The organism is Candidatus Rokuibacteriota bacterium (assembly GCA_016188005.1).
In the GTDB taxonomy this organism is placed as follows: domain Bacteria; phylum Methylomirabilota; class Methylomirabilia; order Rokubacteriales; family CSP1-6; genus UBA12499.
On sequence record JACPIQ010000074.1, the window covers coordinates 22,250 to 35,370 of the forward strand.

The window sequence follows — 13,121 nt, forward strand, 5'->3', positions numbered from 1 at the left end:
CCCCTGCGGTGAGCCCGCTCCTCGAGATCCGCGGGCTCTCGAAGCGCTTCGGAGGCATCCAGGCCAATGACCGCGTGAGCTTCACGGTCCGGGGGGGAGAGATGGTCGGGATCATCGGCCCCAACGGGGCCGGCAAGAGCACGCTGTTCGAGCTCATCACGGGGTTCGTCCGCCCCGACGCCGGAGAGATCCGGCTGGAGGGCCGCTCCCTCGTGGGCCGGTCCACGTGGGAGATCAACCGCGCGGGGATCGCCCGGACCTTCCAGAAAATGCGCCTCTTCCTCGGGATGACGGTGCAGGAGAACGTCATGGCGGCCACGGTCGAGCGCAGCCGCGACCTCCGGCAGGCCCGGGCGCGCGCGCTCGCCTGCCTCGGCTTCGTGGACCTCGCCGACCGCCCGGACATCCCCGCGCGGGCGCTGAGCACCGGCCAGCGGAAGCGGCTGGAGCTGGCCCGCGCGCTGGCCACGGCGCCGCGGCTGCTCCTCCTGGACGAGGTGACGGGGGGCGTGGACCAGCGCATGATCCCCGCCCTGATGGCGCTGGTGCGTCGCCTCCGCGGGGAGGGGGTCACGGTGGTGCTGATCGAGCACAACATGCGCGTGGTGATGGACCTCTGCGACCGCATCGTGGCCCTGCACCTCGGCGCCGTCATCGCCGACGGTCCGCCGGCCGCGGTCCAGCAGACCCCCGCGGTCGTCCGCGCCTACCTGGGTGGCCATGCCCCTGCTTGAGGTCGAGTCGCTGGATGTCTTCTACGGCGACCTGCAGGTCCTCTGGTCGGTGTCCCTTGCCGTCGGCGAGGGCGAGATCGGCGTCTTGCTGGGGCCCAACGGATCGGGGAAGAGCACGGTGATGAACGCCATCTCGGGGCTCGTGCGGCCGCGCGGCGGCGCCATCCGCTTCCGCGGCGAGCGCATCGACCGGGTGCCCACGCACGCGGTGATCGACCGCGGCGTCGCCCACGTGCTGGAGCGGCGCCGGGTCTTCCCGCTCATGTCTGTCCTCGACAACCTCCTGCTGGGCGGCTTCATCCCCCGCTCGCGCCCGACGCGCGCCGCGGAGCTGGAGCGCGTGCTCGGGCTGTTCCCGGTGCTGCGGCAGCGCCGGGGACAGCTGGCCGGCACGCTGAGCGGAGGCGAGCAGCAGATGCTGGCCGTCGCGCGCGGCCTCATGTCGCGCCCGCGGCTGCTGCTGGTGGATGAGCCGTTCCTGGGGCTGGCGCCCATGGTCGTCGACGAGCTGCTCCAGGTGTTCGTCCGGCTCAACCGCGAGGGGATGACGATCCTGCTGGTGGAGCAGAACGTGGAGCTGGCCCTGGGCATGGCGCACCGGGGCGTGGTGCTGGAGTCCGGGCGGGTCGCGATCGCCGGCCCCGCCCGCGAGGTCCTGGAGTCCAACGAGCTCCGCCAGGCCTTCCTGGGCGTGGCGTGAGCGGAGGAAAGGAGCAGGCGCGATGCGAGAGGCGGGCACGATGATGGCGGCGGTGCTGCTGGCCCTGGCGGCCCTGACCTTGGGGGCGGCGCCGGCGGTGGGGGCGGAGGACGAGATCCGGATCGGCGCGGTGTGGGGGCTCACGGGGCCCACGGCGGGCGTGAGCCAGGAGGGCCGCCGCGGGATGGAGATGGCCCAGGAGCTGATCAACAAGAAGGGCGTGCTCGGCAAGAAGATCCGCGTGATCTTCGAGGACGACAAGGCGGACCCCGCCGTCGGCGTCTCGGCCACCGAGAAGCTCATCACCCAGGACAAGGTGGTGGCCTTCGTGGGCGGGGTCGGCAGCACCATCTGCAACGCCATGCTCGGCGCCTTCGAGAAGTACAACCCGCGCCCCATCGGCGTCCTCACCGGCTGCGGCGCCACCACCATCGAGCAGCGCTTCGGCAAGGAGCGCGGCTACTTCTTCATCCACCCGTGGGAGTACTACTACCAGTCCACGATGCGGGACTTCCTGTTGAGCCTGGCCCCCAGGCCGCAGACAGTCTTCATCGGTCACGAGGACCGCCTGTACGGGACCTCGCATGCCAAGATGGCCGACGAGTACTTCCGGGAGGCGGGGTTCAAGGTGGTGGCGCGCGAGGGCTTCAAGTCGGGCGCTCCCGATCTCACGCCGCTCCTCACCCGGGCGAAGGGCATGAACCCGGACGTCTTCTACTGGATCGCCTACGGCGCCGACGCGATCCTGATCACCAAGCAGGGCAAGGAGCTCGGCTTCAACCCCCGGCTCTACGCGAGCACCGTCCAGCTCGGGACGCAGGAGTACCGCGACGCCGTCGGCCTGAACAACGCCGAGGGCTTCGTCGGCATCACGGTGTGGGAGCCCGCCGCGAACTTCCCCGCCTCCCGCGAGTGGCCCGATCTCCTGCCGTCGACGCGCGACTGGGTGCGGGACTACACCGCGCGCTACAAGCGCGAGCCCCACTACTACTCGATCATGAGCTACGTCGCCCTGGTGGCGGCGGCCAAGGGGATCGAGGCGGCGGGGAGCCTCGACCGGGACAAGGTGGTGGCGGCCATCGAGAAGATCACCACCATGTCGCCCATGGGCCCGCTGAAGTTCTCGCCGAGCAAGTTCGCGGTGAACCACGCCTTCAAGCAGATGATGATCTTCCAGTGGCAGAAGGGGCGCAAGGCGCTGCTCTTCCCCCGCGACACCGCGACGGGGCCGGTGCAGTACCCGTTCACGCCCTGGGCCCAGCGCTAGGGGCGCGGCGGCGCGATGTCGGGCGCGATGCTGGCGCAGGTCACGGCCAACGGCCTGTCGCTGGCGGGGCTCTACGCGCTGGTGGCGGTGGGCCTCACGCTGGTGTTCGGCGTCATGCGCATCCTGAACTTCGCCCACGGTGAGTTCGTGATGATCGGAGCCTACCTGGCCTACTGGCTGTTCGCCCTCTGGGGTGTCGACCCGCTCCTGTCCTTCGCGCTGGTCCTCGGGCTCATGGCGCTCCTCGGGGCCCTCGTGCAGGTCACGCTCGTCACCCGGGTCCTCGCCGCGCCCCACCTCAACCAGATCCTGCTGACCTTCGGCATCGCCGTCACGCTGCAGAACCTGGCGCTCCTGCTGTGGACGGGCGACCTGCGGGCCATCAGGGTCTGGTACGCCTCGACGGCGCTCAACGTCGCGGGCGTGAGCCTGAGTCTCGGGCGCACCGTGGGCATCCTCATCGCCGCCGTGCTCACGGTCGGTCTGTACCTGCTCCTGTTCCGGACCGAGTACGGCCGCGCGCTCCGCGCGGTGGCCCAGGACCCCGACGCGGCGCTCGTCATGGGGATCCCCATCCACCGCGTCTACGTGCTGGCCATGGCGGTGGGCGCCGCCTATGCGGGCGCGGCGGGCGTGGTGGCGAGCGTCAGCATGTTCACGTACCCGCTCCTCGGGTTCCTCTTCGGCCTCAAGGCCTTCTGTGTCGTCATCCTCGGCGGGCTCGGCAGCGTGTTCGGGGCGGTGCTGGCGAGCCTCTTCCTGGGCCTCGTCGAGTCGTTCGTCGGCGCCTTCATCCCGCAGGGCGGCAGCTGGGCCGAGGCGATCTCGTTCATCGTGCTGCTCCTCGTGTTGCTCATCCGCCCCCGCGGCATGCTGGGCCTGGAGTGAGCGTCGCCGCCGCCAGCGCCGGCTGGACCCTCGTCGCGCTGGCTGCGCTGGCGGCGCCGATGGCGCTCGGCAACTACGGTCTGCACCTGCTGGTGCTCGTCTGCATGTACGTCGCGCTGTCGTCCAGCTGGAACATCCTGACGCTGGCCGGACAGCTCACCCTGGGGCACGCGGGCTTCTTCGGCGTGGGCGCGTACACCTCCGCGCTGCTGGCGCTGAGACTCGGCGTCCCGTTCTGGGCCGGGATGGGGGCGGGCGCGCTGGCGGCGGCGGTGCTGGCCGGCGTCATTGGCCTCGTGTGCCTGCGCCTGCGCGGCGTCTACCTGGCCATCGCCACGCTCAGCCTGGTGGAGGCGCTGAAGATCGTCGTCCTCAACGTCCCCGACGTCACCGAGGGCTCCATCGGCATCACCCTGAGCCCGGTCTTCGCGGGGGCCCGCCGGCCGGCCTACCACGTCATGCTGGCCGTCGCGGCGCTGCCCGTGCTCGCCACGGTGTGGATCCGGCGGTCGAAGCTCCACGTCGTCCTCGGCGCCATCCGCGAGGACGAGGGCGCCGCCCAGATGGCCGGCATCAACACCACGGCCTACAAGGTCTTCGCCTTCGCCCTCAGCGCGGCCTTCGCCGGGCTGGCCGGGGGCTTCTACCCGCACTACATCACCTACATTGTCCCCGACACGGCGTTCAGCATCGGGCTGTCCATCGAGGCGCAGATCATGCCGATCCTCGGCGGGTTGTACACTGTGACCGGCCCCGTCGTGGGGGCGGTCGTCCTGACGCTGGCGGGCGAGTACCTGCGCACGCGCTTCGGGGCGGCGAATCTGCTCGTCTACGGGGTGGTCATGGTCGTCGCGATCCTGTGCCTGCCCGGGGGACTCGTGGGGCTCGCGCAGCGCTGGCGGGCGCCGCTCCGCACGCGGCGGGCGCGGCCGCCGCAGGAGGGAGTGGCCGATGTTCGATAAGGACAAGATCGAGGAGATCCGCCGGGCGCGGCAGGCCTGGGGCGGCCCGGTCGAGGCCGGCGCGCTCTACACGCCTGCGGACCTCGCGGACGCCGGCTTCGACTATCTGCGTGACCTCGGCGTCCCGGGCCAGTACCCGTTCACGCGGGGGATCCACCCCGCGATGTACCGCGAGCGCCTCTGGACGATGCGGCAGTATGCGGGCTTCGGGTCGGCGCAGGAGACGAACGAGCGCTTCCGCTACATGCTCGAGCGCGGCATGGCCGGGATCAACGTCGCCTTCGACCTGCCCACCCAGCACGGCTACGACTCCGACGACCCCCGGGCCCGCGGCGAGGTCGGGCGGGTCGGCGTCCCCGTCAACTCGCTGCGCGACCTGGAAACGCTCTTCGACGGCATCCCCCTGGGGCAGGTCAGCCCCGCCAATGCCATCAACGCGCCGGCGGCCGTCATCCTCGCCATGTACGTGGCGCTGGCCGAGCGGCAGGCGCTGCCGCTCGAGCGCCTGTCCGGGAGCACCCAGAACGACGTCCTCAAGGAGTTCATCGCGCGGGGCACCTACATCTTCCCGCCGGCCCCGTCCCTCCGGCTCGTCACGGACATCATCGAGTACTGCGCCCGCGCCCTGCCCCGGTGGAACTTCATCAACGTGTGCGGGTACCACATGCGCGAGGCCGGCTCCACCCTCGTGCAGGAGGTGGCGTTCGCGCTGGCCGATGCCTGCACCTACGTGCAGGCCGCCGTGGACCGGGGCCTCGACGTCGATGACTTCGCGCCGCGCTTCGCCTTCAACTTCACGGCCGGCACCGACATCTTCCGCGAGGCCGCCAAGTTCCGGGCCATGCGCCGGCTCTGGGCCCGGCTGATGCGCGAGCGCTTCGGCGCCCGGAAGCCCGACAGCTGGAGGTTCCGCACCGGCGCCGGCTCCGGCGCCAGCCAGCTGACGGCGCAGCAGCCGGAGAACAACATCGTCCGGGTCACCCTCCACTCGCTGGCGGCGATCCTCGGGGGTGCGCAGTCCCTCCACACGGCCGCCTACGACGAGGCCCTCGCCCTGCCCACCGAGAAGTCCGTCACCCTGGCCCTCCGCACCCAGCAGGTGCTGGCCCACGAGGCCGGCCTGACCGAGACCGTGGATCCCCTGGCCGGCTCCTATTACGTGGAGTCGCTCACCGACGAGATCGAGGCCCAGGCCGGGCTGCTCATGGGGCAGGTCGAGCGCGAGGGCGGGATGCTGCGGGCCATCGACTCGGGCTGGGTACATCGGCAGATCGTCGAGGAGGCCTGGGCGTATCAGCGGCGCGTCGAGGCCGGGGCGGAGGTCGTGGTCGGCGTCAACCGGTTCGTGGAGGAGGCGCCGCCTCCAGGATTCGCCCTGCACCGCCACGCCGAGCGCTTCGAGGCCGAGCAGGCGGCGGCGCTGACGGCGCTCCGGGAGACGCGGGACAGCGCGCGGGTGCGGCGGGCGCTCGGGGAGCTGCGCGCCGCGGCGGCGGAGGGGACGAACCTGATGCCGATCCTCGTGGAGACCGTGAAGGCCTACGCCACCATCGGGGAGATCTGCGGGGTTCTGCGCGAGGAGTTCGGCGAGTACCGCGCCCCCCAGGTCTACTGATGACTGTCGCGGAATCCCGTGGCTGCGAGGTGCCGGGCCCCGGAGGGCGGCCCCCCCTCCGGGGCCCGGGCCTCGCGTGCGAATGATCCGGGCTGGGGGGCGTCAGGGAGTGCGGACCGCCATCACGCCCTCGATGCGGGCGATCTCGTCGATCACCGCCCGGGAGATCGGCTGGTCGACGTCGGCCAGGGTGTAGGCGAGATTGCCGCGCGACTTGTTCAGCATGCCGAGGATGTTCAAGCCCGCCCGGGCCATGGCGGTGGAGAACTGTCCCACCATGTTGGGCACGTTGGAGTTGACGATGGCGACCCGATACCCCTCGGCGCGCGGCATCGTCACCTCGGGGAAGTTCACGGAGTTGGTGACGTTGCCGTTCTCCAGGTACTCCCGCACCTGATCGGTCACCATCACCGCGCAGTTGGCCTCGGCCTCCTTCGTGGAGGCGCCCAGGTGTGGCAGGGCGATCACTCGCTCGTGGCCCTGCAGCCGCGGGCTGGGGAAATCGCAGACGTAGGCGTGGACCCGGCCGGCGGCGATGGCCGCCAGCACCGCCTGGTCGTCCACGATGCCGCCCCGGGAGAAGTTGAGGATCACGACTCCTTTGCGCATGCCGCGCAGACGGTCGGCGTCGACCAGCCGCCGCGTCGCGTCCACCAGCGGGACGTGCAGGCTCAGGAAGTCCACCTTGCCCACCAGCTCGTCGGTCCCGCCCGCCTTCTGCACCTCCGCCGAGAGCTGCCAGGCCCCCTCCACGGTGATGCCCGGATCGAACCCGATCACCCGCATCCCGAGGGCCACGCCCATGTTGGCCACGAGCCGGCCGACCGCGCCCAGGCCGATGACGCCGAGGGTGCGCCCCGGCAGCTCGTAGCCGACGAAGCGCTTCTTCCCCTTCTCCACCTGTTCGTGGATGGTGCCGTCGTCGCCGCGCAGCTGCCGGGCGAAGTCCCACGCCTGGCAGATGTTCCGGCAGGCGAGCAGCATGCCGGCCAGCACCAGCTCCTTCACGGCGTTGGCGTTCGCGCCCGGGGCGTTGAACACCGGAATGCCGCGCGCGCTCATCTTGTCCACGGGGATGTTGTTCACGCCGGTGCCGGCCCGCCCCACCGCCGTGAGCGTCTCGGGGATGGCCATGCCGCGCATGTCGTGGGAGCGCACGAGGATCGCGTCCGGATTCTGGATCTCCGAGGCGATCTCGTAGCGGTCGCGCGGCAGGCGCTCCAGGCCCGCCACCGAGATGCTGTTGAGGGTCAGGATCTTGAACATGCGCCGCCTCTTGGCACGGGACGGTTAGCCATGGCGTTCTTCGAACTCCTTCATGAAGTCGATCAGCGCGTCCACGCCCGATTCCGGCATGGCGTTGTAGAGGCTGGCGCGCATCCCACCCACGGAGCGGTGGCCCCCGAGCGTCACCAGGCCCGCGTGCCGGGCCTCGTCGAGGAACCTGCCGTCCAGGGCCGGATCGGCCAGCGTGAAGGGGACGTTCATCCAGGAGCGGCACGCCCTGTCGACGGGATTGCGGTAGAAGCGCGACCCGTCGATGGCGGCGTAGAGCTTCTGGGCCTTGCGTTGATTGAGGCGCCCCATGGCCTCGAGCCCGCCCAGGGCCAGAAGCCGCGCGAAGATCAGCCCGGCGATGTACACGGCGTAGGTCGGCGGGGTATTGTACAGGGACCCGTGGTCGGCCTGGGTCTTGTAGTCGAACATGGTGGGCGTTCCGGGGAGCACCCGGCCCAGCAGCTCCTCGCGCGCGATGACCAGCGTCAGCCCGGCCGGCCCGATGTTCTTCTGCGCGCCGGCATAGATCAGGCCGAACCGGCTCACGTCGATGGGGCGGGAGAGCAGGGTGGAGGACATGTCCGCCACCAGCGGGACATCCGCCGTGTCCGGGATCCAGTGGAATTCCACGCCGCCGATGGTCTCGTTGGGCGTGTAGTGCACGTAGGCCGCCTCGGGGTTGAGCCGCCACGCTGCCCGGGGCGGGATCGTCGTGAACCTGGCCGCTTCGGAGCTCGCCGCGACATTCACCTCGCAGTAGCGCGAGCCTTCCTGGATGGCCTTGGTGGCCCAGGCGCCTGTGTTGACGTAGTCGGCGGTCGTCTTGCCGCGCAGCAGGTTCATGGGCACCATGGCGAACTGATGCGAGGCCCCGCCCGACAGGAACAGCACCTTGTAGGTGGACGGCACGCCGAGCAGCTCGCGCAGATCGGACTCCGCCTGCGCGGCGATGCTCATGAACTCCCTGTCGCGGTGGCTCATCTCCATCACCGCCATGCCGCTGCCGTGCCAGTCGAGCATCTCGGCCGCCGCGTGCTCCAGGACCTCCTCCGGCATCACCGCCGGCCCCGCGCTGAAGTTGTAGACTCGCGCCATGGTGCCCCCGCTCCTCCGTGAAGGTTCGCCTGCTCCCGCCCGGGCCCCGTGCGGCCCACCGCGTCCTATCTTGACACGCGCTCCGCCCGCTGTCACACGGCCGGCTCGCCCGCCGTCACCGCGATGCACTGGCCGGAGATGTTGCGGGCGGCGGCGCTGCAGAGGTACACGGCCAGGGCGGCGATGTCCTCGGCGGCGGCCATGCGCTTGAGCGGCGCGCCCTCGACGAAGGCCTGGCGCATCTTCTCCAGGGGCACCCCGCGCACCTCCGCCTGGCCGGCGATCACGCGGTCGATGCGGTCGCCCGCGACGGCGCCCGGCGCGATGGCGTTGACCGTGATGTTGTGGGAGGCCAGCTCCAGCGCCATGCCGTAGGTCATGCCGACCTGTCCGGCCTTGGCCGCGCAGTAGCCGATGCGGTAGGGCAGGCCGCGGCGCCCCGCGGCGGACGAGATGTTCACGATGCTGCCCCCGCCGGCCTTGATGAGCTCGGGCGCGGCGAAGCGGATGCACAGGTACGAGCTCGTGAGGCAGGAGTTGAGCGTGTAGAACCAGTCCTCCGTCGTGTAGGCCTGGACGGGTCTGGTGGGCCCCCCGTCGCCGGCGTTGTTCACCAGCGTGTCGAGCTTGCCGAAGGCCCGGACACCCCGCTCCACCATGCGCCGCACGTCGTCCTCGGCGGCTGCATCGCCGGTCACGGCGATGGCGCGCCCGCCGTCGGCGTTGACGAGGGCGGCCGTCTCCTCCACGAGGGGCTGCGTCCGGGCCGCGCAGATCACCGCCGCCCCCTCGCGCGCGAACATCCGGCTCATCACACGGCCGATGCCCTTGCTCGCGCCGGTGATGAGCGCGACCTTCCCTTCGAGCTGTCCCATGAGTCCTCCCCGGTCTGGCGAGCGCATCGGCTCGCGTATTGAGTGCGCGCCGCCGCCGCCTCAGCGGCGCCCCAGCGCCCTCAGCACCTCCAGCGATGGAGCGAAGAAGCTGGCGCCCGACACCGCCTTCCCCTCAGGAGCGGCGCGCGCGGCGGGCTCCCGCCCTGCGGCGGTCGAGCGCGGCGCCCCAGCTCGTGAGGAACGCGGTCACGAAGGCGTGCTCCTTCGCGGGCTCCACCGCCAGCGGCGCCAGCGCGAGCGCCGAGGCGAGCGCGATGTGGTACCCCTCGGAGCGCGAGGCCGCCGCGCGACGGTATGCCGGGTGGGCCTCGTTCACCCACACCGTGGACTCCACCAGCCGGCCCATCTCCGGATCGCCGGGGCGCTCCTCGAACTGGATGCCGAGGCCGTACCGTCCCGGGCGGCGGAGCCCCCGCTCTCCTGGCGCAGGCCCCGGGTGGCGCTCCGGCGGCAAGGCCTCCGGCGGCGCAGGCCCTGCAGGTGGCTCGGCGCTCCCTGGCGCTGCGGCGGTGGGCTCCGGGGCCGCCGGCGGGGGCCCGGCCGCAGCCAGCACCGGCTGCAGCGGCGCCTGGGCCGCGCCGCTCCCCGCCGCCTCGCCCCTGGCCGGCCCGCGGATCGGCAACCGGCGCTGCCCGCCCGCGCGATGCTCCACGAGCGAGGCCAGGAGCGGGAAACTGTCGGCGAGGTCCGCGAGAACAGACTCGAGGTCGCGCTCCGCTGGCCGCGCGGCGCGCCGGTGCCCCCGCTCTCCGCCCTCGGTCCCGTCTCCCCACAGTGCCAGCTGCGCGGAGACCGCCTGCTGGATGACCCTCCGGTACGCCAGGTACGCGGCGCCGCGCGCCCCGGAGCGGATGAAGTCCGCCTTGTTGAGCGTCAGGCACTCCGCCAGCGGCGGCGCCTCGATGAGGCCGCCCACGCGGTCGGGCGCGGCGGGAGTGAGGCCCAGCCAGTCCCAGCCGCGCTTGATCACCTTCCCGAAGGTACTGATGGCGATCCCCCGGCGCTCCTCCGGGAGCGGCTCGGGCTCGCGGAGGAGATAGCCAGCCGCCGAGGGCTTGCGCCTGCGCGCGAGACGCACGGCCATCGGGGCCGACTCGGTCGCGGCCCAGCCCTCCGGGTCGAGCCGAGCGCCGTTGAGGACGAAGCGCACCCCGGCGGGGTAGTGCGCGGCGAGGATCTCCGCGAAGGCGGGGTCGAACAGTGGCTGGAACTGCCGGCGCAGCACGGCCTCGATGAAGCCTGGATCGAGCAGCGGGGACAGGGCGTTGTCCAGCGTCAGCCGCACGGCCGTCCCCCGCGCGCCCACGAGCCCGGGCGGCGGCACCCACCGCCACGGGGCCCGGTGGCGCGAGGCGAGCGCCCAGGCCGTCGCCACGTGGCGCTGACCCTGCCGCGTCTCGGTGAGGACCGCCCGGCAGAGCAGCAGCGCCACCTTGATGCCGACCCCCGCGAAGCCGATGCCCTCGCCCCTGACCTTGGTGGTGGCCGCGATGTCGTGATAGTGGGCCAGCTCGCGGCGCCTCATCCCCCGCCCGTCGTCCACCAGCGCGAGCGTGCCATCAGCCGGGTCCGCGGTGATCGCGATCGTCGCCGCGCCGGAGTCAAGGGCGTTGGCGACGATCTCGGTGAGGATGGTCTCCTCGGCAGGCCCGGGGTAAGCATCCCGCAGGTCTTCGAGGAGATGCAGCAGGTCCACGCGCGTCTCACCCACGGTTCGCGCTCCGGTCCCGGCCCGCCCGTGGTGCTAGTGCCGGCAAATGTAGATGCTGTTCTGCGGGCCGGGGGCGTCCACCACCTCGACGCTCCGGAGGCCCGCCTCGGCGAGCATGCCCCGGGCGACCTGCTCGCCCCAGCAGGTGCCGAGCCCCGTGCCGCCCTCGGCGAGGGACACCGTCAGGCAGTGCAGCACGCTGATCCCGTACATGTACGGCGCGAACGGGTTGCCGATATTGTCCTCGAGCTGGCTCGAGGCCTTGGGCTCGATCATGAGGTAGACCCCGTCAGGCTCCAGCGCGCCGACGATGCGCCGGAGCACCGCCGCGGGATCGCGCTGGTCGTGGATGGCGTCGAACGAGGTGATGAGGTCGAACTTGGGCTCGGCAGCCAGCTGCGTGATGTCCAGCGCCTCGAAGCGCGCGTTGGCGAGGCCCATGGCCTCCGCCTCCGCCCTGCCGCGCGCGATGGCGTCCTCGCCCCAGTCATAGCCGATGAAGCTCGAGGCCGGGTACTCCCGGGCCATCACGTTGACGGCGTGCCCCGTGCCGCAGCCCACGTCCGCCACCCGGATGCCCGCCTTGAGCCGCTCGGGCAGCCCCTTGGCCGCGGGCAGGAACCCCTTGATCAGGAGCCCGTCGTAGAGGAGCCGCCACGAGGCGTCCTGGGACGCGGTGAAGTCGGGCCTGAACTCGCTGTACGGCACCCCGCCGCCGGTCCGGAAGCACTCGGCCACCTTCAGCATCCGGGCGGCCAGCATCGGCACCAGATGGCTGTTGGGCGCGAGGTTGCGGCTGGAGGTCCCGGTGAGGCAGAGGGCGTGCTCGGCCGGGAGCGTGAAGGTCTTCGAGGCGGCGTCGTACTCGACGAGGCCGCCCGTAGCCATGGCGCCGAGCCACTCGCGCGTGTAGCGCTCCACGAGCCCGGCTCGGTCGGCGATCTCGCGGCTGGTGCCCGGGCCCTTCGCCACAGCCTCGAAGAGCCCCGTGCGGTGGCCGACATCGACGAGCAGCGTGAGCAGGCTGCTCGTGTACAGCCCGAACACCTTCCGGGCGAACTCCTGGACGCGCTGACGATCGAGCTTCTGCTCCATGGGTCCTCCTCCGCATTGCGTGGCAGGCTGCCGCGGGCCCGGAGCCTCCGGGGGATCGGCGTTCCGGGGGTATCGAGCCCCGTCTAGCTGGAGGGATACTGCGCCGGCGACAGCGGCGCCGTCAAGGAGCGTCCGCGGCCTTCTTGAAGCCCGGGTGACAGCTCTTCCTCGTCGAGGAGGGCGAACCCGTCAGAGGGCAGAGGCCTGGACCGCCGCGCTCGCGTCTATGACCAGCACGCTCACCGCCCCGCGCGCGATCGCCGCACGGAGTGGACGACATTGGGCATGGCCTCCCCCGTGCTGGTCTTCTTCCAGGCCGGAGGCAGCGGCAGCACGTCCGGCTTGAAGAGACTCCTCAGGTCACCTTCGTCGACCACGTGCTGCGTGCCCACCTTGCGGGCGCGCAAACGGCCCGAGCGAATCCAGCGACGGACAAGCCTGGCGGCAACTTCCGGCACGGTGAGCATGTGTAACAGCATACAAGACTACGGCCCGCCGCGGACGCCCCGGACGAAGCGGCGCGTGCGGCCGAGCGCGCGAGCCGACGCTGGATCCGGTGCCGGTCAGCTGCGCGGCGTGATCGGGCGATCGATGAGCACGGCGAGGAACAGCGCCGGTCCGCCATGGGCAGCCCAGGCGTGGCTGGTGCCGCGCTGGATCACGATCTGGCCGGGTCTCAGCCGCGTCTCGCCGCTCTCCAGGATCAGGGACGCATCCCCCTTGAGGAGACAGATGACGTCGAGGGTGTGCGTCTCGTGCATCGCGTGATGCCGCGTCTGGTCCTGCAGGTGGGCGGCCGCACCCATGCGCGCGAAGGCCGCCTTGGCGGCCGCGTCCAGGGCCGCCTTCGGCGCGCCGGGCGGCGGCGGCTCGACGATGA

Annotated in this window: 13 protein-coding genes; 6 read left to right on the forward strand and 7 right to left on the reverse strand. The window is 71.6% G+C overall.

Annotation, left to right across the window (positions count from 1 at the left end; genetic code table 11):
- The first annotated feature begins 8 nt into the window (after positions 1 to 8).
- The 6 genes from HYV93_14485 to HYV93_14510 are packed head-to-tail and all read left to right on the forward strand — an operon-like array spanning position 9 to position 6,166.
- A complete protein-coding gene (locus tag HYV93_14485; protein ID MBI2527177.1) occupies positions 9 to 734 on the forward strand; it encodes an ABC transporter ATP-binding protein in 726 nt (241 codons plus the stop codon).
- A complete protein-coding gene (locus HYV93_14490; protein ID MBI2527178.1) occupies positions 721 to 1,434 on the forward strand; it encodes an ABC transporter ATP-binding protein in 714 nt (237 codons plus the stop codon). Before HYV93_14485 ends, HYV93_14490 begins: the two co-directional genes overlap by 14 nt.
- A 22-nt stretch (positions 1,435 to 1,456) precedes the next feature.
- Positions 1,457 to 2,701, forward strand: coding sequence for an amino acid ABC transporter substrate-binding protein (locus HYV93_14495; protein ID MBI2527179.1), 1,245 nt, complete (start codon positions 1,457 to 1,459; stop codon positions 2,699 to 2,701).
- A 27-nt stretch (positions 2,702 to 2,728) separates the two neighbouring features.
- Positions 2,729 to 3,589, forward strand: a complete 861-nt coding sequence (locus tag HYV93_14500) for a branched-chain amino acid ABC transporter permease (protein MBI2527180.1) — start codon at positions 2,729 to 2,731, stop codon at positions 3,587 to 3,589.
- On the forward strand, positions 3,586 to 4,551 hold the full coding sequence (locus HYV93_14505; protein MBI2527181.1) for a branched-chain amino acid ABC transporter permease: 966 nt from the start codon (positions 3,586 to 3,588) through the stop codon (positions 4,549 to 4,551). Before HYV93_14500 ends, HYV93_14505 begins: the two co-directional genes overlap by 4 nt.
- Positions 4,541 to 6,166, forward strand: a complete 1,626-nt coding sequence (locus tag HYV93_14510; protein ID MBI2527182.1) for a methylmalonyl-CoA mutase — start codon at positions 4,541 to 4,543, stop codon at positions 6,164 to 6,166. The genes HYV93_14505 and HYV93_14510 overlap by 11 nt, the downstream gene beginning before the upstream one ends.
- A gap of 102 nt (positions 6,167 to 6,268) precedes the next feature.
- Here the strand turns inward: HYV93_14510 and HYV93_14515 are convergent, their stop codons facing one another.
- The 7 genes from HYV93_14515 to HYV93_14545 form a co-directional block, all read right to left on the reverse strand.
- Positions 6,269 to 7,432 (reverse strand): phosphoglycerate dehydrogenase, encoded by a 1,164-nt coding sequence (locus HYV93_14515; GenBank protein ID MBI2527183.1) that lies wholly within the window; start codon positions 7,430 to 7,432, stop codon positions 6,269 to 6,271.
- Between the two features lie 24 nt (positions 7,433 to 7,456).
- Positions 7,457 to 8,539 carry a 3-phosphoserine/phosphohydroxythreonine transaminase gene (gene serC, locus HYV93_14520; GenBank protein MBI2527184.1) on the reverse strand — a complete coding sequence of 361 codons (1,083 nt, stop codon included), beginning with the start codon at positions 8,537 to 8,539 and terminating at the stop codon, positions 7,457 to 7,459.
- Between the two features lie 92 nt (positions 8,540 to 8,631).
- Entirely contained in the window at positions 8,632 to 9,414 is a 783-nt protein-coding gene (locus HYV93_14525) for an SDR family oxidoreductase (GenBank protein MBI2527185.1), read from the reverse strand.
- Between the two features lie 133 nt (positions 9,415 to 9,547).
- On the reverse strand, positions 9,548 to 11,146 hold the full coding sequence (locus HYV93_14530) for an ATP-binding protein (protein MBI2527186.1): 1,599 nt from the start codon (positions 11,144 to 11,146) through the stop codon (positions 9,548 to 9,550).
- A gap of 33 nt (positions 11,147 to 11,179) precedes the next feature.
- Positions 11,180 to 12,241 (reverse strand): class I SAM-dependent methyltransferase, encoded by a 1,062-nt coding sequence (locus HYV93_14535; GenBank protein ID MBI2527187.1) that lies wholly within the window; start codon positions 12,239 to 12,241, stop codon positions 11,180 to 11,182.
- A 239-nt stretch (positions 12,242 to 12,480) separates the two neighbouring features.
- A complete protein-coding gene (locus HYV93_14540) occupies positions 12,481 to 12,708 on the reverse strand; it encodes a helix-turn-helix domain-containing protein (GenBank protein MBI2527188.1) in 228 nt (75 codons plus the stop codon).
- Between the two features lie 96 nt (positions 12,709 to 12,804).
- Positions 12,805 to 13,121 (reverse strand): cupin domain-containing protein (locus HYV93_14545; protein ID MBI2527189.1); only part of this gene is annotated, 317 nt, incomplete at its 5' end.